The sequence below is a fragment of the Thiohalocapsa halophila genome, from assembly GCF_016583825.1.
GTDB lineage: Bacteria > Pseudomonadota > Gammaproteobacteria > Chromatiales > Chromatiaceae > Thiohalocapsa > Thiohalocapsa halophila.
The window spans coordinates 1-21,103 of sequence record NZ_NRRV01000068.1 but is presented as its reverse complement, the minus strand read 5'-3'; the positions used below and the strand labels follow the sequence as shown (position 1 = coordinate 21,103).

The following is a 21,103-nucleotide window of genomic DNA, read 5'->3' as shown; positions in this document are numbered from 1 at the left end:
CTCGGGAAGTCTGAGGCACGGTGCCGCCGTTGAGTTTACGCGCGATCGAGGGCACGCGCCGGGCCGGCACGTCCGTGCGGCCGGTGGCACGGGCCCTCGGACACTGGAATGGCTGCCGGGTGCAACAGGCGCTGCCGGGCGCAGCGCCGATAGCTGGCGCTAATTCTCGATGGTCTTCGGCGGGGTTGGGTCCGTGAGCCGTCCTTGCCTCGATTACCAGCCCGCCCCTTCAGCGATCAGGATGATCAGGAACCTAAGGAACAAGGTCGCCACCACCAGCGACGTCCGGTGTCTGATATTGAAGATGCGCTGCGCCTTGCCGGTCATCACCGCCTTCAACATCCTGCCCAGCGCGTAAACCACGCCCAGCACCGCCGGAGACGCCCCGAAAGCCCTGGCTGAGCACACCGACGGCGATCATCAGCAGGTAGACGAGCCCCAGAACGATCAGCCACTGCATTCCCCGCTGTATGCCGCTGACCTCATCCGCTCGGTCCGTCACCGAGTCCCCACCGATTACATTACCTTCCGCACCTGCCGTGTTTGTGGCCATAGAGCCCCCTGCGTCGTGATTGCAAATGCAAGCGCACGTCACAATCGCAAACGGAGGTGACCCCAAGGTTAAATTTTTTTGATAGAAAGGATCATGTCCTCCGGCGCCCTTTCCGCTGTCGTCGGAGCTTCCAGTCCCGTAATGTCAAGCCGAGCCGGTGACGCGCAGCGGGCGCCGAGCGTGCGCCTAGTCCGGATAGCCCCGGACCTGCCAATCGGCGAACAGCCGCTTGAGATTCGGCGGTTTGACGCTTTGCTCCGAGACAAAGCCCTCGATGTAGCCGCGGTCGATCAAGTCCTGCTTGTCTTCGAGGTTGTCCAGCCTGACCCCGCCGTCCGCGCGCCCGGCCCAGTGACAGGCCACGCATACCTGCCCGTCCGGGCGCACCGAGCAGTGCTCACCGGTGACCACCTGCTCGAGGCTACTGAGCAGCACACAGCGATCCGGCAGATTGAAATGCTGCTTGGCCGCTTCGCCGAGCGGCGAGCGCCAGCCAAAGGTGTGATCCGCGACCTCGACGACGGCTTCTGGCGGGCGCGGGAATGCGTGACAGAGACCGCAGGTGTGGTTGCCGAAGGTTTGATGATTCGCCGGCGACTGGAACCGTGCACCGCGCGCATGACAGTTGGCGCAATCGGCGAAGCGCGGGCCGTCCACCGGATGCGGCACCGGGTAGACCTTGCGCGCCAACGCCTTGATCGGCTCTTGTGCGCCCACGGCGACACCACTCAGCCGCGGCGTGTAGGAGACCACCAGCGCAAAGCCGAGCGCCGCCAGGAGAACGGACAAGGTCACCAAGAACACCAGTCGCCGAACCAACCTATGCGTCATGCATACCTCCACAATGACCGCGCCGGGCCAGCATGTTTCCACCCATCTCGCTGAGACCAACAACCCTTGACGAACTAGAGAACCGCGAAAAATCCGCTTTCCCCTAAACCATATCGAAACGCTCGGCAAAGACTTGCTCCGGCGGCACCTCGATGGTGCCCAGCACGGACTCCATGGCGTTGATCATGGGGTTGGGCCCGCAAATGATGTACATCCAGCGCCGATATCCCTTGTCCGGCAGATACCGCAGGAGCATCTGCGGGGTCATGTGCCCGGTCTCCCCACTCCAGTCGGGCGGCGGATCTGTGAGGGTCATGACCACTTGGAGGTTCATCCTGGACTGCAGCGCGAGCACTTCTTCGCGCAGCGTCAGGCTTTCGGCGTCTTTGCCACCGAAGAACAGCAATACTGGACGCGGGTCACCGCGGTCCGCCATGGTCGCGAGCATGGAGTGGATGGGCGTAATCCCGACACCGCCGGCAATAAAAACATAGCCGGGTCCCTGAATACGGTCGATGGTAAACACGCCGTGCGGGCCGTCCAGCCATACGCGATCGCCGGCTTGGGCGGCCGGCACCCGCCGCCCGGACCAATCACCCAGATCTTTGATGGTAAAGGCCACCTCGCCTGTCTCCGCGGCACGCTCACCACTGGATGAGAATGAAATCGGATGCTGCGCGTAATTGAACGGCCAGCGCCCGAGATTGATCCAGGCGAACTGCCCGCCCTCGAAGCCCCAGCCCTGGTAACTTTCCGGCGCTAAACGCAGGGTGCGGGATCGGCCGAGCTCGGAGCGGTTCTCGATCACCCGCCAAGGCCGCGACAGCGAGCGCAGCGGCCGCGCAATACGGAAGTGGAAGAACAGGATCACCAGCACTGCCAGGTAGAGCACCACGGCGATGCGCATGGGCAACAGCTGCGAATAGCGGCCCGCCGTAAGGATATGGACCGCCGCCAACACGAGGACGGCAATGGCGAGAAATCCATGGGTGATCTGCCAAAGCTCATAGGGCATGCGCAGCGCCTTGCGCCAGATGGAGAGCAGGATCAGCAGCACCGTGGCGATCACCGCCAGGGTGCCGAGCATGATCGCCCACGGCACATCGGGCCCCAGCAGCAGCATCTGCCACGGGTAACCCGCCGGCAGGAGCACCAGCGGATGTGCCACCACCAAGAGCAGGGCGACGAAGGCGATCTGCTTGTGCACGAGCTGCAGCGCGTCCAGCCCGAAGGCGGCCGTGGCGCTCTTGACCCGCGACAGCAGGGTGAGCTCCATGGCCATGATCGCGAAGCCGACGTAGCCGAGCGCCACGGAGAGGTTGATGAACAGCGAGTCCGAGGCGTCCACGGGCCGGAAGACGGTACCCGCGGCCAACGGGAACAGGATCAATGCAACATAGAAGCCGAGCCAGGTCGAGCCACTGAGCGCCGTTCGCATATGATCAACCTCGTGGGCGTGACTTTTGTGAATTTTATGTCAGAGCGCATGCCGTGCTCTTTGAGCTGCCAAGGAGGGCTCCCAAGGGAGCGACAGGGTGGACTACGCTTCGCTTGTCCACCCTACCCTGCTGCCGTGCGCCGCGGCGGCTGCCTTGATGCGAAAGTGTCTCGCCGAACACCCATCGACGGAGAGCCAAAAACTGTGCTTGATCGGCAAGAATCTGTGCAGCGAGGCACCACGCCGGTTGGAGCCTGTTCGCAATGGGGAGATTCCCCAGGATGAAAGACCAAAACCATGCACCTCAACAGGAAGCCCGACGCTGCCTTGACCGGCATCCGCGACCTGTATAGTCTCGCGGTCTCCCAAGCTCGGGCTCCGACTGGAAAGCCGTATCTGGCTGGCGTCTAAGCTCCCTTCGGCGCTTCCCGTACAGCGTTATCAGCTGATTCCGCGCTCGTTGTCGTTTTCGTAATCGAGGCCGGGGGTCTGCAGCATTGGCTGAACCGGGGTGTAGAAGATAGAGCGAGCGTCCGGGACCGATATTGCGTGGTATCCTGCGGGGCGCCGTTAACACCGATTCGGTCACGCGGGCGAGCACACGTCCATTTTCAATAAGCGCGGCGAAGGAGGCTGTATGGCCCAGACGCTGACACGCTATACCGACGTCATCGAAATCGTCGGCGATATCCTGAAGGTGCGCATCGGCTCCGCGGGACAAGACACCCCGGCCATCGCCTACGACGACCTCGCGCTGGTGGAGGGCGTGGACGGCTTCCGCTCCCTAGCGCGGGTCATCAAGATCGACCGCGACGTCGCCTCGCTGCAGGTCTTCTCCGGCACCAAGGGCGTCGCGACCTCGTCCACGGTGCAATTCCTCGGCCACGCGATGCGCGCGACCTACTCGGCCAACATCCTCGGCCGGGTCTTTCGCGGCGACGGCGAGCTGCTCGACACCGGACCGGAGCTCACCGCCGAGCCCAAGGTCGCCACCGGCGGACCGTCGGTGAACCCCGCACGGCGGGTGCTGGCATCCAAGATGATCCGCACCGACGTGCCCATGATCGACATCTTCAACTCCCTGGTGGAAAGTCAGAAGATCCCGATCTTCTCCGTCGCCGGCGAGCCCTACAACCAGCTGCTCGCGCGCATCGGCATCCAGGCCGACGCCGACATCATTGTCTTCGGCGGCCTGGGGCTGATCTTCGACGACTACTACTACTTCCGCCGCGCCTTCGAGGACGCCGGCATCTTCCCGCGCACCGTGATGTTCGTGAACCTCTCCGCGGACCCCGTGGTGGAGCGCCTCCTGGTGCCGGACATGGCCCTGGCCGTGGCGGAGAAGTTCGCGCTGGAGGAAGGCAAGCGCGTCCTGGTGCTGCTGACGGACATGACCGCCTACGCCGACGCCATGAAGGAGGTCGGCATCGCCATGGAGTCCGTGCCATCCAACCGCGGCTACATGGGCGACCTCTATTCGCAGATGGCGCGGCGCTACGAGAAGGCCGCCGACTATCGCGAGGGCGGCTCCCTGACCATCCTGACGGTCACCACCATGCCGGGCGGCGACGTGACCCACCCGGTGCCGGACAACACCGGCTACATCACCGAGGGGCAGTTCTACCTGCACGACAGCGTGCTGGACCCCTTCGGCAGCCTGTCGCGCCTGAAGCAGCACGTCATCGGCAAGGTCACCCGCGAGGACCACGGCCAGGTCATGAACACCATGATCCGCTTCTACTCCGGCGCCCGGGACGCGCAGCAAAAGCAGGCCATGGCCTTCGACCTGAGCGACTTCGACCACAAGCTGCTGCGCTTCGGCGAGCTCTTCCGCGAGCGCTTCATGGACATCGACGTGAGCCTGCCGCTGGAGGCCGCGCTGGACCTGTGCTGGCAGACCATGGCCGAGTGCTTCGAGCCCGAAGAGCTGCTCATGAAGCAGCAGCTGATCGACCGCTACTTCCCGCGTCCTGCCGCATCGCACGACGCCGACGTGCCGGATGCGCCGGGGCCGGCGGCGGCCGTCGCCTGATGTCGGCCGCTTGGCCGTTTATAGGGAGGACAACTTGGTAGGGTGGACAAGCGAAGCGCAGTCCACCGACGAGCTGAGCGTGCTGGGTCGTTCCGAAAAGGAGCCCCGGCACGTCCACTGACATTCAACAGCAACACAGGTCCAGCCAGACGTGGCCAAGGTCTCCCTCAGCAAGTCATCGCTGTCGCAGCAGACGCAGCAGCTGAAGAGCTATCAGCAGTTCCTGCCGTCGCTGGACTTGAAGCGCAAGCAGCTGATGGGCGAGCGCGCCCGCGCCCGGGCGGAGCGCCTGGCCCTCGACGAGCGCTTGGCGGCGGCGCGGCAACAGATCACTGCGAGCCTGCCGATGCTCGGCAACGAAGAGCTGGACCTGAACGCACTGGTGCGGGTGAAGCACGTGGAGCTCGGACGCGAGAACGTCGTGGGCACCTGGCTGCCGACCCTGCAAGCCATCGAGGTGGACGTCCGGCCCTACGGCTACATCTCCAAGCCGCAGTGGCTGGAGCCGCTCATCGAGGCCCTCACCGCGAGCGCCCGGCTGCGCATCGAGGCCATGGTGGCCGAGCGCCGGGTGGCGCTGTTGAACGCCGCCGTACGCACCGTCACCCAGCGCGTCAACCTCTTCGACAAGGTCTTGATTCCACAGACCCGCGAGAACATCAAGCGCATCCGCATCGCGTTGTCCGACGCCGAGCGCGCCGCGGTGGTGCGCTCGAAGATCGCCAAAAAGAAGCGCGCCGCCGAAGGGCTGGCGCAGGGGCAGGTCTGACATGGCCATCGAGCGCCTGAAGCGCATCTCGCTGGTCGGCAGCGGGCACGACAAGCCCGCGGTGCTGGACCGGGTCCAGGCGCTCGGCTGTGCGCACCTGGTGCCGCTGGCCCCGCCCCCCGAGGAGCCCGAGAACCGCCCGCCGGAGCACGCCGAGGACGCCCGCAAGGCCCTGCGCTACCTACTGGACGAGCCCGAGAAGCGCCGCCAGCTCCATGCTGAAGACGGCTTCGACATCGCCGCCACGGTCCAGCAGGTGCTGGACAACAAAGACCGCTTGCGCGCCGCCCTGGACCGCCGCGACGCCCTGGCCCAGCGCGCCAAGGACCTCGCCGACTGGGGCGATTTCACGCTGCCGCCGGCCGAAGCCCTCGGCGGGCGCAAGCTCTGGTTCTATCGGCTGCCGCTGCGCCATCTTGCCGCGCTCTCGGAGCTGGAGCTGCCCTGGGAGATCGTCCGCCGCGACAACCGCCAAGCTTATCTGGTGGTGGTCGCGGCCGAAGAGCCGCCGCGGGACGCCCTGCCCGTCCCGCGCGACCACACCGGCGCCCTGTCCTTGAGCGAGGTGGAGCGGCAGCTGGAGGCGGCCGAGCTCGCCCTGGAGGACAGGCAGGCCGAGCGGCGCGCCCTGACGCGCTGGATCTATCTGCTCACCAAGCACTTCGCGCGCGCCGAAGACCAGGCCGTGCTGCGCCACGCCCAGAGCCAGACGCTCGACACCGACGGCCTGTTCGCGGTGCAGGGCTGGGTGGGCGTCTCCCAACTGCCGGCGGTGGAAGCGCTGGCCCGGGAACAGGGCCTCGCGCTGCTCACCGAAGACCCGGCCCCGGGCGACGCCCCGCCGACGCTGCTCACCAATCCGGAGAACCTCGGCGCCGGCGAGGACCTGGTGCATTTCTACCAGATGCCGGCCTACGACAGCTTCGACCCGAGCCGGGTGCTGTTTTTCTCCTTCGCGGTCTTCTTCGCGATGATCCTCTCGGACGCCGGCTATGCGGCGCTGCTGGGCCTCGGGCTGGTGCTCTTCTGGGGCAAGCTCGGCGCATCGACCGCCGGGCGCCGGCTGCGGGTACTGGGCAGCGCCATCGCCGGCGCGTCCTTCGCCTGGGGGGTCGCCGTGGGCAGCTATTTCGGCTTTTCGCCGCCGGCCGGGAGTCTGCCCGCGCAGCTCCATGTGCTCGACCTCGACGACTTCGAGGCCATGATGCGGCTATCGGTGGGCATCGGCGTCTTCCATGTCGTGCTCGCCAACCTGGTGCGCATCGGCAACCTCTGGCCGCGGTTCCAGGCGCTGGCGCCGCTGGGCTGGGTGCTGGTGGCGGTGGGCGGCTTCACGCTGTGGCTCGCCGTCAGCGCGCCCGAGCCCGCCGCGCTCGGCCAGACGGCGGGCTACGGCGGCATCGCCCTGGGCCTGGCGCTGGTGTTCTTCGCCACCAGCGCGCGGCCCATCACCGGGCTGGGCTCGGTGCTGATGCGCGGCCTCGACGGCCTGCTCGCGCTCACGCAGGTCACCAAGATCTTCGGCGATACCCTGTCCTATCTGCGGCTGTTCGCGCTGGGGCTCGCCTCCGCGTCATTGGCGCTGACCTTCAATGATCTGGCCCGGCAGGTGGGCGAGCAGGTCCCGGGCCTCGGCCTGCTGCTGCAGATCCTGCTGCTGCTCATCGGCCACGGGCTCAACATGGCGCTGGGCCTGGTGAGCGGCGTCGTCCACGGCCTGCGGCTCAATTACATCGAGTTCTACAACTGGGCACTGTCCGGCGAGGGCTATCCCTTCCGGCCCTTCAAGAAAACGGAGATGATGGAATGAACGAGCTCGTAATCGCCCTCGGCTGGACGGGCATGTTCGGCGCCCTGGCGCTGAGCGCCATCGGCAGCATCATGGGCTGCGCCATCGCCGGGCAGGCCGCCATCGGCGCCATGGTGGACACCGAGTCCGGCCAGGGGCGGTATCTGGGCGTCTCGGTGATGCCCTCCACCGGTGTCATCTACGGCATCGTCATCATGTTCACCCTGCAGCGCGAGGTCACCGCCGGCTCCGCGCCCGGCATCTTCGGCATCGGTCTGTTGGCCGGCATCGCCCTGCTCTACGCGAGCGTCCTGCAGGGGCGCGCCTGTGCCTCGGCCATTCAGGCGATGAAAGTCAAGCCCGAGATCTTCGGCTTGTCGCTGGCGCCGGCGGCCATCGTCGAAGGCTTTTCGGTGTTCGTGTTCGTGTTCGCGCTGGTGCTCGCCGGCAATATTCCGGCCTGAGGGGACATCACAATGAGCCAGCCAGCCCGCAACAAGGCAGCCAATACGCCCACCGCCGCCGGGGTCGACGCCCTGATCACGCGCCTGCGCGACGAGGGCGTCGCCCAGGGTCGCGAGGAGGCCGCCCGCATCCAGCGCGACGCCGAGCTGAAGGCGGCACGCCTCAAGCGCGACGCCGAGGCCGAGGCCGAGCGCGTGGTCGCCGAGGCCCGGCAGGAGGCGGCGGCGCTCAAGACCGCCGGTGAGGACGCGCTGCGCCTCGCCATGCGCGACACCGTGCTGGAGCTCAAAGCCGTGCTGACCCGGGAGGTCAACGAGAAGGTCCATCGGCTCATCACCACGGAGCTCAAGCGCGAGGAGTTCCTGCAGCAGCTGATCCTGGAGGTCGGCCGGCGCGGCCGCGAGGAGGCCGGCGTCGAGCCGGGCGAGGCTATGGAGGTAGTGCTGCCCCACGAGCTGGTGAGCATCGAGGAGCTGCGGCGCAACCCGCTGGAGCTGCGCGAGGGCTCGCTGTCACACTTCGTGCTGGCGGTAGCCTCGGAGGTGCTCGGCGAAGGCGTGCGCTTCACGGTGGCCGAAGACGACACCAGCGGCATCCGCATCCGCCTCCAGGACAAGCACCTCGAGATCGACCTCACCGACGAGAAGGTCGCCGAGCTGATCCTGGCCCATCTGCAGCCGCGCTTCCGGGCCATCCTGGAAGGCACGGTCAAGTGAGGCGGCGCGGAGCGCGCGTATGGCCCCCCAAGACCGCTATCTGACGCTGCTCACGTCCCTGCCGGCGCACGGTCCGCTGTTCGGCGCCAAGCAGACGCCGCTCTCGCGCCTGCGCCTGCGCAAGCGCCTCGCCTGGCTGGAGCCCGAGGACAGCGAAGACCTAACCCGGCTCGCGGCGGCGACCGATTGGCACCGCCAGCGCTTCGACGTGGACGACGAGGCGGTGGTACAGCAGGCCGAGCAGGCAATCGCCCAGATCCACAACGCCTTCACCCGCGACCTGGCCGGCTGGCGCCTGGAGCTGCGCACCGTCGTCGCCGCGCTGCGCCGTCGCCGTGCTGGCGAGCCGGCGCCGTCCGGGCGCCGGAAGTGGGGCTTCGGGCGCTGGGTACCGCACATCGCCCGCCATTGGACCGAGCCGCATTTCCGTCTGGAGCGGGTCTATCCCTGGCTGCCGGAGGCCAAGCGGCTCATGGACGACGGCGATCCGCTGGGTCTGGAGCGACTGCTGCTGGGCGCGGTCTGGACACACCTGGAGCGCATCGGCGCCGGGCACGAGTTCGACTTCGAGGCCGTGATCGTCTATGTCACGCGCTGGGACCTGGTGGCCCGCTGGACGCGCTACGACGCCGATGCCGCCCTGGCGCGCTTCGATGCGCTGCTGGAGACGGCGCTGACAGGCGTCGACCTCGACCTGGCCGCCTGACCCCGGATGCGTTGCACCGGGCATGGCGCCTCAAGACGTAGGGTGGATGAGCGCAGCGAAATCCACCCGTCCGGCGTTGCCGTGCGCGCCGAGGGTGGACTGCGCTTCGCTTGTCCACCCTACACGGCCTGCCCGGCCTACCCGGCTTGTCCCCCCTACGCGGCCGGCGGCGCACTTGAACTAGGCTCACCAAGAGGATCCTGATCGTGGCAGAGACAACATCGGCTGCCGTGGCCGCCGAGCCCACCGCAAGCACAACGCAGGCAGCCCCGGCATCCGCTCCGACCCGCGTCGTCGCGGTGCAGGAATCCCTGGTCACTATCGAGGGCGGCAGCGCCGACGGAGCCCCCCTGCCGCTGGTGAAGAACGAGGTGGTCTACATCGTCCCGAGGCGCGAGGCCGAGAGCGGCGTCGAGGAGCACCTCAAGGCGGAGGTGCTGCGCGTGCGCGGGCGCTTCGCCGATGTCCAGGTGTTCGAGGACACCGCCGGTGTCTCCATCGGCGACCCGGTGGTGCAAAGCGGCGATCTGCTCTCGGTGACCCTGGGCCCGGGCCTGCTCGGGCAGGTCTATGACGGCCTGCAGAACCCGCTGGAGAGCCTGGCCGTGCGCCACGGCACCTTCCTGCCCCGCGGCGTGGAGATGCCGGCGCTGGATCTGGGCAAGAAGTGGTCCTTTGCACCGGCGGTGCAGACCGGCGCCCGGCTCACCGCAGGCGGCGTGCTCGGCACCGTGCAGGAGGGGAGCTTCACGCACAAGATCATGGTCCCCTTCGACCAGCGCGGCGAGGTGGAGGTCACCTGGATCCGCGAGGGCAGCGTCACCGTGGACACCCCGGTGGTGCGCATCCGCGACGACCACGGCCAGGAGCGCTCGCTGGACCTAACCCGGCGCTGGCCGGTGCGCCGGCCGGTGACCGAGCGCATGCTGCGCGAGCGCGTCATCGAGCGGCTCTACCCGCACGAGCCCATGATGACCACCATCCGGCTGGTGGACACCTTCTTCCCCATCGCCCGCGGCGGCACCGGCTGCATCCCCGGCCCCTTCGGCGCCGGCAAGACGGTGCTCCAGCACCTGATCGCCAAGCACTCGACGGTGGATATCGTCATCGTGGTGGCCTGCGGCGAGCGCGCCGGTGAGGTGGTGGAGACCATCACCGAGTTCCCCAGCCTGTCGGACCCGATGACCGGCGGCTCATTGATGGACCGCACCATCATCATCTGCAACACATCCAGCATGCCGGTGGCCGCCCGCGAGGCGTCCATCTACACCGGCATCACGCTCGGCGAGTACTACCGCCAGATGGGCTACCACGTGCTGCTGCTCGCCGACTCCACCTCCCGCTGGGCTCAGGCCATGCGCGAGACCTCCGGGCGCCTGGAGGAGATCCCGGGCGAGGAGGCCTTCCCGGCCTATCTGGACTCCTCCATCCGCGGCGTCTACGAGCGCGCCGGGGTCTTCCGCACCGTCGACGACGCCGAGGGCAGCCTGACCCTGATGGGCACCGTCTCCCCCGCCGGCGGCAACTTCGAGGAGCCGGTCACTCAGTCCACGCTGGCCACGGTCAAGACCTTCCTCGGGCTGTCTTACGACCGCGCCTACAAGCGCTTCTACCCCGCCATCGACCCACTCATCTCCTGGTCCAGATACCTGGACCAGCTCGCCGACTGGTACGACCGCAACATCGATCCGAGCTGGGTGCCGCAGGTCAAGCAGATCCAGGAGCTGCTGCGTCAAGGCGACGCCGTCCAGCAGATGATGCAGGTCACCGGCGAGGAAGGCGTCACCATCGCCGACTACCTGACCTATCAGAAGGCGCTCTTCGTGGACATGGTCTTCCTGCAGCAGGACGCCTTCGACAAGGTGGACGCCTCCGCCCCCATGGACCGCCAGCAGCTCACCTTCGAGCGGGTCTACGAGCTGGTCCACCGCGACTACGACTTCCCGAGCAAACAGACCGCCCGGGATTACTTCATCAAGCTCACCGGCCTGTTCAAGAACTTCAACTACGCCGCTCCTGAGAGCCCGGACTATCAACGGCTGCTGAAGGAGATCGCGCAACTGGCGGATCAGGCCACCAGCAGCCAGGCCGACGGAGCGGCGCCGCTGCCACGGGGCGTCGAGGGCGCCGCCGGCTGAGCCGGCGACCGGCGCCGGCGCAATGGACCTGGATGCTCTGCGGCCCCAGCGTTCCGGTTCGATCCCGGCCCGTTCCTGGGCTGGATTCGACAGATCCGTCGGCTTGGGCACATGGTCTGCCCGTCGTCACACCTGAGATGCCAGCCTGGAGAAGCTGTGCAACGGGCGACCTGACGCCAAGCACGGGTCAAAGTACGCAATAGTCGGCGCCAACCCCTCCCGCAACGTGACCGTCGGCGTCCAGCCCAAACGCTCCCGCGCCAACGCGATGTCCGGCTGGCGCTGCCGCGGGTCATCCTCGGGCAAAGGCTCATGCACCAGCTGCGAGCCCGACCCGGTCAGCTCCTTCACCGCCTCCGCCAGCGCGATCATCGTGAGCTCCCCCGAAGAGCACCGGGAGAACATGCGCGCTTGCGCACCCATATCCCCCGGAACTAATGCTCCGTTGCCGCTCTTCTTGCGCAGATGTTCTACGTCATCCTGTTCGCACTCGTGCTCGCCGTTGTCTTTCTGCCGGGTCTCTGGGTTCGGCGGGTGATGCAGCGCTACCACACGCCCGGCGATCTCTATCCGCACGACGGGGCCGAGGTGGCGCGGAAGCTGATCGAGGACTTGGGCCTGGACGTGCGCGTGGACGAGGGCGAGTCGGGGCTGGACCATTACGACCCGACGACACGCACCGTGCGGCTGTCGCCGGAGAACTACGCTGGGCACTCGTTGACGGCGGTGACCGGTCGGGCTGAGGCACGAAGCCCGACGCCGCGCTGGCTGCCACTGCCCGATTGTCGGGCCTCCGACCGTCGGCCCGACCCACGGGCATCAGCCTGCGGCAGACCGCCTGCCCGATCTCTCCGCGGGGTGCCCGCGACTCCTGCGGCGCGCCGCGACAGTGCGGGAGTGACGGCGCGGGCAAAGGCTTTCGCCCGCCAGTAGCCACCGCCGCTCGGTGGTGGCTACTGCCACCGGACGGATGCGCTGCGACAGCCCCACCTCAGCGGGACTAGACTGTCACTGTGTCGTAATTCGAGTGCGCCCAGCATCCAGCCGCTGCATCCACACCAATGCACCACCAAGATAGAGATAGCCGCGAGTTCGTACACCGCATCGACGCGGACGACCGGATTTGCTTCGTCAACGATTCGTGGCTGGCCTTCGCGACGGAAAACGACTGGCCCGACGGCGCCCCAGCGGTGCTGGGCTCACCCCTGATGTCCTATATCGCGGACGCCAAGACCCGCCACATCTACAGGCTTCTCATCGATCGGGTACGGGCCACGGGACACCCGCTACAGTTCCGCTATCGCTGCGATTCGCCGGACCTGCGGCGCTTCATGGAGATGCGGATGAGCTCAAAAGCCGAGGGTGAGGTCGAGCTCCGCAGCCGGGTGCTGCGCTTGGAAGGACGCGACCCGATCCCTGTGCTCGACACCACCCAGCCGCGCCACAGTGGCAATCCGTTGCAGATCTGCAGTTGGTGTAAGGCGATCTACGCCCAAGCCACCTGGCTCAATTTGGAAGAGGCTATGCATACACTGGACGTGCTAAGCGATGCCGTGCTTCCCGAGCTCACCCACGGCATCTGTCCTGACTGCAGCGACCGAATGCTGCGCGTCGGAGGTGCTCAATGAGAATTCTCATCGCCGAGGACAACCACATCCTGGCCACCATCCTGGCCGATCATCTGGCGGCGCGCGGTCACGAGGTCGTACCAGCCTTCGACGGCCACCTCGCATCAATCTTCTGTCGCCAGCGGGAGTTCGACGCCATCGTGATCGACTTGGTGATGCCGGACGTGAACGGCGTGGATGTGCTGGAGGCGCTGCACGAGGAGCATCGCATGCCCCCGGCCATCGTCATCACCGGCTTTCCGGAGCTGCTGGACGAAGTGGCCCAGCGCCTGGCCGCAATCGGCGTCGAAACGGTGCTCTATAAGCCGTTCTCCTTTTCCGAAATCGACGACGCCCTCACCCGACTCCACTGAAGGAAGCGCATGGACATCCGCGTGACCCGGGGTCTGTGTGCACTGCTGCTGGCCTGCTTCACGGCGGCCGAGGCGGCCACACTCCAAGTCGGCCCCGGTAAGACCTTCGCCCGCATCGAGGCGGCCGTCGCTGCGGCCGCGCCGGGCGACACCATCCGGGTGTTCCCGCTGCCGGACGGCGGTGCGTACGAGGGTGTCGCCGTGCTCGTGGACAAGCCTCGGCTGACCCTGGAGGCCGCCGGCACTGCGCTCGGCGAGCGGGTCACTCTCTCGGGCCGAGGCTTCCTCCACAGCGGCCGCGGGCGCACGCCTCGGGCCATCGTGCAGTTCGACCCCGCCGCAGACGGCGGGGTGCTGGCGGGCTTCGAGCTGACGGGGGCGTCGAATGCCACCGATAACGGCGCCGGCGTGCGCATCAATCAAGCGAATCGGGTGACCATTCGCGACTGCGACATTCACCACAACGACATCGGCATCATGTCGAACGGTGACGGTTCTCTGCAGTCGGCTGTCGCCCAGTTGATCGAGCACACCGCCATCCGCGACAACGGCGACGACCGCCTGCCGCGCTTCAATCACAACCTCTACCTCGGGGGCACGTCGGCGACATTGCGCTTCTGCGAGGTGCGCGGCGCCACCACCGGCCACAACCTCAAGAGCCGGCTCCATTTCCTGCGGATGGAATACTCCTACATCCACAGCTCCGTGAACCGGGAGCTGGACCTGGTGGACGCCGCGGAGACGGCCCGCCCAGGCTCCGATACCGTGCTAATCGGCAATATCATCATCAAATCACGCACCGAGCCGGGCAACCGGGGGGTCATCCACTTCGGGCAGGACGGCGGCGGCGCGCACAATGGCACGCTCTACCTGGTGCACAACACCATCGTGACGCCCTTCGTCTCACCCGTCGTCGATCTATCCAGCGCCGGCGCGAGCGCCGTGCTCATCGGCAACGTCGTCTCCGATGGCGGCAGACAGCGCCACAATCAGGTGCTCGGTGATGGCCGCCGGGGCGGCGCTTCAGCCGAGTACATCAGGGGCAGCCACAATTGGCTGGCGCCGGGGTTCGGTCAGCGTCTCGGCCAAACGGCGCTGCGTCCGGCGGACAACACCATCGCCGAGAGGTCGCAACAGCTCTTCGTCGCACCGCAGAATCACGACTATCGCCCGCGCAAGCCTTGGCCCGGTATCGCTGCTGCCGGCGATGCGGCCCTATTCGAGGATGTGCCGGCCACACCCGCCGCGAGCGGCGGTCCGGCGCCGCTCGCCCGCCAGTACGTGCATCCGCTGGGGGATGCGGCGCGGCCGATGCTCAAGCGACCGGACTTGGGGGCACATCCGGTGCTGGCTCCCTGACGCGATTCCGCAGCGGACGCCGGATCGATCCTCAGCGCCCGACTGGTAGCAGTAGGGTGGACGAGCGACAGCGAAGTCCACCGCGCGGCGCTGGGCAACCGGTGGACTGCGCTTCGCTTGTCCACCCTACACCCGACTTGTCCACCCTACACCCGACTTGTGCACTTCACGATACCCTGCGCCTGTGGGAGTGGTCGGACTGATGCTCAACGCCGCCGCGAGCATCCACCGGCTACGGATACAACGGCAGCAGCCAGGGCACCAGCGCGACGCTGAGCGCCATGACCATCAGCGTCAGCGGCAGACCGATGCGGATGAAATCGACGAAGCGATAGTTGCCCGCCGTAGTAACCAAGGTGTTCACCGGCGACACCGGGGTCATGAAGGCGCTGGAGGCCGCCAGCGCGATGATCATGGCGAAGGGGTACGGCGACGCCCCGAGCTCCTCGGCCACCGCCAGCGCCACCGGGATCAGCAGCACCGCATTGGCCGTGTTGACGATGAACATACCGAGCAGCACCGTGATGGCGAAGAGCACGCCCAGGATCAGGTGCGGACTCGACGCGCCGAGCACCGCCACCAAGAAGTCCGCGGCCATGTCCACGCCCCCGGTGCGATCCAGCGCCAGCGCGAAGGGCATCATGCCGACGATCATGATCAGGCTCTTGAGCTGAATAGAGCGGTAGGCCTGGTCCAGGTCGATGCAACGGAAGAGCCCCATCAACAGGCAGCCGATCAGCGCCGCCTGCACATTGGGCACGATGCCCGTGGCCATCAGCACGATGACCACCAGCAAGGTGAGCACCGCATAGGGAGCACGCTTGGCCGCCGGCAGGTACTCGTCGAACTCCCGCGGCAGATTCAACAGCACCAGGTCCTCGCCGCCCTTCTGGAGCCGGCGGATGGCCCGCCACGGCCCCGCCAGCAACAGGGTGTCGCCGACCTTCAGCGTCTTCTCGCGCAGGTGCCGGGGCTCCAGCGCGCCGCGACGCCGGCGCATCCCCACCAGCGACAGCTCGAACTGCGCCATGGCCTCCGCCTCGGCGACGGTCTTGCCGACGAAGGCGGACTGGTAGGGCAGCATCACCTCCACCAAGCCCACGTCCTGCGGGCGGTCGGTGTAGTAGGAGCCAGCGCGGGGCAGCAGCTCGACGCCGTAGGTACGGGTCAGCGACTCGATGTCCGCGGCATCGTCGTCCATATCGATGAGCAGAACATCCCCGGCCTCCAGCTCCGTGTCATCCGTACGCGGCAGCAAACGCCGGCTGCGGCCGACCCCGCGCTCGATGACGATGACGCGGGCACCGATCTTGCCGGACAGATCCAGCTCGCCGAGCCGGTGCCCGAGCAGGGGCGAGCCGGGCTGCACCCGCACGCGATACTCCCGGTTGCCGAGCCCATAGCGCTCCACCAGCTGGCGCAGCTCCGGGCGCGTCGGCTCGGCACCGGTGTCGGCGGCCTGCCGCCCGAGCCAGCGCTGCACCGCCAGCATATACAGGGTGCCGAGGACCAGGATGGGCACGCCGAAGGGGGTGAAGCTGAAAAAGGTGAAGCCGTCGGCGCCGCCGCGCACCAGCTCGTAGTTGATCACCAGGTTTGGCGAGGTGGCCACCAGGGTCATGGTGCCGCTGATGAGCGCCGCATAGGCCATGGGCATCATCAGTCGCGCCGGCGCGAGGCCGCTGCGGCTCGCCATGCGCAGCACGATGGGCACGAAGATGGCCACCACGCCGGTGGAGCTCATCACCGAGCCCAGGAAGCCCACCGCGAGCATCAGCAGCACCAGCAGACGCCAGGGGCTGTCGCCGCCATAGCGCACCAGCCAGTCGCCGATGCTGCGCGCCACCCCGGTGCGGGCCAGGGCATCGCCGATGACGAACATAGCGCCGATGAGCACGATGTTCGGGTTGCTGAAGCCGGCGAGGGCCTCGCTCATGGTCAGCACGCCGGTGAAGGGCAACAGCACCAGCATGATCAGCGCCACCGCGTCCACCCGTGGCCGGTTGATGGCGAACATGACGATGGCCGCCGCCAGCAGCAGCAAGACCGTCAGCAGATCATTGGGCATGGCGGCTCCGGTGGGCGGGGAACAGCGGTGCGCGGACCGGCCGAGGGCTGCACCCGGGACGGGCGCAGACGCAAGGGCGACCGGCTCAAGGACTCGGCAGCAGCCGATCGATGAGCGCCTGATCCAGCAGACCCGCATCACCAAAGCGCCGGGCCGCCGCTGCGTACTTGGGCGCCTCGGTCATCAGCGCCTGCGCCAAGCGGGCGGCAGGCGCCTCCTCGCCGGCGTTCGCCAGCACGATGGCCCGCCACCAGGCGAGGTCCGGGTCCGCCGCCGGGTCTAACTCCTCAATCGGCAAGGCGGCCAGGGCCTCGCCGGTGCGCCCGTTCAGGCTCAGCTCGAAGGCCTGCGACTGGGTCGCCACGCCCATGTGGCCGGCATCGGCATCTCGCGCGACAATGGAATAGGTCATAGTGTTCCGGTGCTGTCTGACTCTTGGTGGATCATCGCTGGGCGCAGTCGCGCAGACCCATCGCCGCGGACGGTCCGACGAGGGCATGCGGCACGGGCGCCGACGCTCGACTCGCCGGCGAGCCGGGCTTTCACGCTGCGAGCATACCGACGCCGCCGCCGGCAGAACAAATCCGCCGAGCCCTCCGCCGTACCGCTCGCTTGCCGGAGCCTCGGCTGCCACCCATCATCCCGCCATCTTCACAGCCATGATGATCCGCCATCGGCCGATGAGGCCCGACACCGCAGCGGCCGAGGGGCGGCCCGGCAGCGCCGCGTCGACGCCGCCCGTCCAGCAGGACTGCAGCCCCTCGGTGCCTTGGCTTGGAGTCCGGCACAGCGCCGGCGCGCCCGGCTTGTTCGTTCGGCTGACCGACCCAGTCGCCCGCGCTGGCGGCGCCCACGGCCGGCTGTTCGCACTCCTCCTGCTGCTCGCCCTGGTCGCCCTGCCGGGCTGTCAGTCCGCCCTGCCCACGCCGGCCGCCACCGGCGCCGAGCTGGGCCGGGACCTGTCGGCATCCATCGCAAAGGTAGCGCGGGCGGATGAGAAGACCAACGCGCGCACACGCGCCGAGGCCGAGCATCGCCGGCTCTTGGCGGCGAACCTGCCGGCCCTGCTGAGCGCGGCCGGCCCGCCGACACCCGCCGCCGGTGTGAGCCGGGGAGAGGCATTGCGCGACCCGGCGGATTTCGGCGCCATTACGCCCGTGCTGCGCCCCACCGGGCAGGACACCGGCCTCAGGGAGGCCGGCATCGGCCTGCCCGTGGTGGCCCAGCTCCCGGCACCGCGGGATCCAAACGCCCCGCGCAGCGGCTATCACCTGCCGGCGACGCTGGTGGCACAGCCCCGCCAAAAAGCCCGCGGCCCCGGCCGGCTGCCCACCGCATCCGCAGCGGCCCCGTCAGCGCAGTCGGGAGCGGGCGGAGACGGCGCGGCGGGCACCGCAGGGCCGGACTGCTGCGAGGCGGCGCTGGTGGACCCCACCGCCGTCTCGGCGGTGCCGACGGCGTCCGGCACGCTGCCGGTGGCCATGGACCTGACGGCGCCGCTGGAGGCCACCCGGGCCACCGGCGTCGGCCCCCTGACCGCGCTGGCCAACCTGCTGCGGCCCGGGCGCTTCACCGGCGAGCCGCGCATCGTCTTCCTCGAGCCCTACCAGCCGGACAAGACGCCCCTGGTGCTGGTGCACGGCCTGCTCTCGACCCCGGGCGTCTGGCGGCCGCTGGTGACCCGGCTGCTGGCCGATCCGCGCATCCGCGACTGCTGCCAGCTCTGGTTCTTCTACTACCCCACCGGTCAGCCGGTGCCCCTGTCGGCGCTGCAGCTGCGCGAGGCCCTGAACGACGCCGTGGCGGAGACCGGGCTGGACCAACAGATGATCCTCATCGGCCACAGCATGGGCGGCATCCTCTCCCGCGCGCAGGTCTCGAGAATCGGCCCGACGCGGGCGAATTCCATCCTGTCCGGCGTCTCCGAGCTGTCCGACTACAATCGGCTCCACCGGGCGCTGATCTTCGAGCCGCGCACGGACGTCTCCCGAGTGGTGTTCCTCTTCGTGCCGCACCGGGGAAGCCGTCTCGCCGCCAACGGCGCCGGCGCGCTGATGATCCGGCTCATCCAGCTGCCGGATACCCTGCTGAACGAGGCGGAGCACCTGGCCAACCAGCTCGCCGGCGCCGAGAGCCGCCGCATGCCCACCAGCATCCAGGGCCTGTCCCCCCGCTCGCGCTTCCTGCGGGTGCTCGACGCCACCGAGCCGACGGTGCCGGTGCACTCCATCATCGGCAACCGCGGCCGCGGCGACGGCACCCGGGGCTCCGACGGCGTGGTGCCCATCCACAGTGCACGCCTGCCCGCCGCCGAATCCGAGGTGGTGGTGCCCACCGGCCACGGCGGCTTCGATCATCCCAAGGCGGTGGCGGAGCTCAAGCGCATCATCCTGCTGGATATCGCCCAGCGGCAGGCTGGCGATGACGCCGCTGGTCAGAGCCCCCGCGTCAGCACGAAGTAGCGCCGCCCGTCCGTCGTCTCCACGAAATACAAGCGTCGGCTGGCCGGGAGCTTGCGGCTCGTGAGCCGCAGGAACAGGTCGTCGAAAAACTCCGGCGTCTCCAGCCCGAAGTTGTGGAAGTTGCGGGTGCGGTTCACCGGCGTGACATCCACCAGCGTCAGGCGCCGGTCCGCCGGCTGCATCAGCGCCGCGAAGCTCGCCGCCACCGCCGACTGATCCGGATTGCGCGGATCGAGGCTGCTCTCGCCGAGGCGGCGGCCGCGGTTCACGAGCCGACTCACCAGCAGGGCGCGGTCATTGGAGGAGACATAGACGGTGAGGTTCTCCGCCAGCGCCTCGGTCTCGCTGCGGAAGCTCGCGTCAAACTCGCGTCTGTCCACATCCGGTGCCGTCAGGACGACGTTCTCGATCTCGGTCTGGCGGTCGGCGAGCGCCGGATCTGCGGCCAGGTGCTGGAAGGCATCCACCACCACCTGGGCACCCAGGCTGTTGGCGATGACCCAGAGCCGCTGCGGCGCCACCTGCTCCACCACCAGCGCCAGCGTCGCGGCCAGCTCCTCGGCGGACGCCGTGGCCACCCGCCGTGCGCGGCGATAGCCGGCCAGCGACGCGCCCTGATCCCCCGGCCAGTCGAACAGCAGCACCGGCGTGTCCATGTCCAAGATGTGCGTCAGGAAGGCGGTCTTGCGCAGCGCCGATGGGAAGGTCTCGCGGTAGCCGTGCACCACCACCAGCAGGGAGCGGTAGGACGACGCCAGCACCTGCTCGCGCAGCTCGCCGCTGAAGGCCGGACGCGGCAGGGGTCTCACCGCCTTGAGCTGGATCTCTTCGTTGATGAGCCAGTCGCTGGCGTTCAGCAGGATGCCCAGGCCGAGCGTCGGCTCCACGGCGATATCGAAGCTGCCGAGCTCCAAGGCGTTTTGGCGCTCGGATGTGAAGCGTCGATCCGGGGCCGCGTCCGCCGCGCTCGGGATCGGCACCCGGTTGGAGGCATAGAAGAGCCGCAGCGTGTCGGTATCGGCGAGCCGCGGCGCCTGGATCCGGCTGAAGCGCAGCGCCTCCGCATGCTCCAGCAGCGTGCGGGTGCCGACGAAATAGAGATAGGCGCCGAAGCCGAGCAGCAGTACGGCCGCGACCCCAAGCACAAGGAAAAGGCGAAAGGTGGTGCGCTTCATGGAGGTCCTATGCTCGTGTGCGTGGGAGCGGCATCCTTGCCGCGACGAACTGCTGCCACGCCCTGGAAGCCGTCGCGGCCGGAGGCCGCTCCCACAGGCGCCAGCACGTCCGTGGGAGCGGCATCCCTGCCGCGACGAACCGCCGCCAAGCCCTGGAAATCGTCGCGGCCAGCGGCCGCTCCCACAGGCGCCAGCATCCGTGGGAGCGGCATCCTTGCCGCGACGAACCGCTGTCACGCCCTGGAAGCCGTCGCGGTCAGAGGCCGCTCCCACAGCCGCCAGCATCCGTGGGAGCGGCATCCTTGCCGCGACGAACCGCTGCCACGCCCTGGAAATCATCGCGGCCAGAGGCCGCTCCCAGTGCGCCCGCGAGGGCGCCTCATCAGCACGGTGAAAGTCCGTGTCGGAGTAAGCCGAAGCTCCGTAGCCAATGGTAACTGCGTCGCCGCGAGGCGGGGTGGGGAGCAACAGTCACGCGAACTGTCGGTCTGCAGGATAACGAACCCGATTCGGCGGGGTGTCGTGGCGAGCCCACTGGGAGGCGGCGAAGCCTGAAACTCACCGTGGACGCTGGTGTACGGCGTGTAAAGCGATCCACGGGCGGCATCACGTGGTTGGGGG

General features: G+C 68.0%; 19 protein-coding genes. 12 read left to right on the top strand and 7 right to left on the bottom strand.

Features of this window, described 5'->3' with window-relative positions:
* Positions 1–253: 253 nt before the first annotated feature.
* The 3 genes from CKO31_RS21005 to CKO31_RS20995 form a co-directional block, all read right to left on the bottom strand.
* Positions 254–460 carry a hypothetical protein gene (locus tag CKO31_RS21005; protein WP_200241117.1) on the bottom strand — a complete coding sequence of 69 codons (207 nt, stop codon included), beginning with the start codon at positions 458–460 and terminating at the stop codon, positions 254–256.
* A 279-nt stretch (positions 461–739) separates the two neighbouring features.
* Positions 740–1,384, bottom strand: coding sequence for a hypothetical protein (locus CKO31_RS21000; RefSeq protein WP_200241116.1), 645 nt, complete (start codon positions 1,382–1,384; stop codon positions 740–742).
* Between the two features lie 103 nt (positions 1,385–1,487).
* Positions 1,488–2,822, bottom strand: coding sequence for a ferredoxin reductase family protein (locus CKO31_RS20995; protein WP_200241115.1), 1,335 nt, complete (start codon positions 2,820–2,822; stop codon positions 1,488–1,490).
* A gap of 637 nt (positions 2,823–3,459) precedes the next feature.
* Here CKO31_RS20995 and CKO31_RS20990 point away from each other — a divergent pair.
* The 7 genes from CKO31_RS20990 (at position 3,460) to CKO31_RS20960 (ending at position 11,437) form a co-directional block, all read left to right on the top strand.
* On the top strand, positions 3,460–4,854 hold the full coding sequence (locus tag CKO31_RS20990) for a V-type ATP synthase subunit B (protein ID WP_200241112.1): 1,395 nt from the start codon (positions 3,460–3,462) through the stop codon (positions 4,852–4,854).
* A 151-nt stretch (positions 4,855–5,005) separates the two neighbouring features.
* Positions 5,006–5,623, top strand: coding sequence for a V-type ATP synthase subunit D (locus CKO31_RS20985; RefSeq protein ID WP_200241110.1), 618 nt, complete (start codon positions 5,006–5,008; stop codon positions 5,621–5,623).
* A gap of 1 nt (position 5,624) precedes the next feature.
* Positions 5,625–7,433, top strand: a complete 1,809-nt coding sequence (locus tag CKO31_RS20980) for a V-type ATP synthase subunit I (RefSeq protein WP_200241108.1) — start codon at positions 5,625–5,627, stop codon at positions 7,431–7,433.
* Positions 7,430–7,876: an ATP synthase subunit C gene (locus tag CKO31_RS20975; RefSeq protein WP_200241106.1), complete on the top strand. Its 447-nt coding sequence runs from the start codon at positions 7,430–7,432 to the stop codon at positions 7,874–7,876. The genes CKO31_RS20980 and CKO31_RS20975 overlap by 4 nt, the downstream gene beginning before the upstream one ends.
* A gap of 12 nt (positions 7,877–7,888) precedes the next feature.
* Entirely contained in the window at positions 7,889–8,593 is a 705-nt protein-coding gene (locus CKO31_RS20970; protein ID WP_200241104.1) for a hypothetical protein, read from the top strand.
* Between the two features lie 19 nt (positions 8,594–8,612).
* Complete coding sequence (locus CKO31_RS20965; protein ID WP_200241102.1) at positions 8,613–9,299, top strand: hypothetical protein; 687 nt, start codon at positions 8,613–8,615, stop codon at positions 9,297–9,299.
* 230 nt (positions 9,300–9,529) lie between these two features.
* Positions 9,530–11,437, top strand: a complete 1,908-nt coding sequence (locus tag CKO31_RS20960; RefSeq protein WP_200241132.1) for a V-type ATP synthase subunit A — start codon at positions 9,530–9,532, stop codon at positions 11,435–11,437.
* A gap of 126 nt (positions 11,438–11,563) precedes the next feature.
* On the opposite strand, the gene CKO31_RS20955 is transcribed toward CKO31_RS20960, so the two are convergent.
* Complete coding sequence (locus tag CKO31_RS20955; protein ID WP_306341770.1) at positions 11,564–11,809, bottom strand: dTDP-glucose 4,6-dehydratase; 246 nt, start codon at positions 11,807–11,809, stop codon at positions 11,564–11,566.
* Between the two features lie 93 nt (positions 11,810–11,902).
* On the opposite strand from CKO31_RS20955, the gene CKO31_RS20950 reads away from it, so the two are divergent.
* From CKO31_RS20950 to CKO31_RS20935, 4 genes are all read left to right on the top strand, one after another.
* Positions 11,903–12,370 carry a zinc metallopeptidase gene (locus CKO31_RS20950; protein ID WP_200241098.1) on the top strand — a complete coding sequence of 156 codons (468 nt, stop codon included), beginning with the start codon at positions 11,903–11,905 and terminating at the stop codon, positions 12,368–12,370.
* 128 nt (positions 12,371–12,498) lie between these two features.
* Positions 12,499–13,065, top strand: a complete 567-nt coding sequence (locus tag CKO31_RS20945; protein WP_200241096.1) for a hypothetical protein — start codon at positions 12,499–12,501, stop codon at positions 13,063–13,065.
* Positions 13,062–13,418, top strand: a complete 357-nt coding sequence (locus CKO31_RS20940) for a response regulator (RefSeq protein WP_200241094.1) — start codon at positions 13,062–13,064, stop codon at positions 13,416–13,418. The genes CKO31_RS20945 and CKO31_RS20940 overlap by 4 nt, the downstream gene beginning before the upstream one ends.
* Positions 13,419–13,427: 9 nt before the next feature.
* Positions 13,428–14,777, top strand: a complete 1,350-nt coding sequence (locus tag CKO31_RS20935) for a right-handed parallel beta-helix repeat-containing protein (RefSeq protein WP_200241092.1) — start codon at positions 13,428–13,430, stop codon at positions 14,775–14,777.
* Positions 14,778–15,009: 232 nt separating this feature from the next.
* Here the strand turns inward: CKO31_RS20935 and CKO31_RS20930 are convergent, their stop codons facing one another.
* Positions 15,010–16,983, bottom strand: coding sequence for an SLC13 family permease (locus CKO31_RS20930; RefSeq protein WP_274607787.1), 1,974 nt, complete (start codon positions 16,981–16,983; stop codon positions 15,010–15,012).
* Positions 16,931–17,257, bottom strand: coding sequence for a hypothetical protein (locus CKO31_RS20925; RefSeq protein ID WP_200241090.1), 327 nt, complete (start codon positions 17,255–17,257; stop codon positions 16,931–16,933). Before CKO31_RS20925 ends, CKO31_RS20930 begins: the two co-directional genes overlap by 53 nt.
* 394 nt (positions 17,258–17,651) lie before the next feature.
* Here CKO31_RS20925 and CKO31_RS20920 point away from each other — a divergent pair, with 394 nt between their 5' ends.
* Complete coding sequence (locus tag CKO31_RS20920) at positions 17,652–19,307, top strand: esterase/lipase family protein (RefSeq protein WP_200241089.1); 1,656 nt, start codon at positions 17,652–17,654, stop codon at positions 19,305–19,307.
* On the opposite strand, the gene CKO31_RS20915 is transcribed toward CKO31_RS20920, so the two are convergent.
* Positions 19,280–20,482: an alpha/beta hydrolase gene (locus tag CKO31_RS20915; protein ID WP_200241088.1), complete on the bottom strand. Its 1,203-nt coding sequence runs from the start codon at positions 20,480–20,482 to the stop codon at positions 19,280–19,282. The genes CKO31_RS20920 and CKO31_RS20915 overlap by 28 nt on opposite strands.
* Positions 20,483–21,103 lie beyond the last annotated feature (621 nt).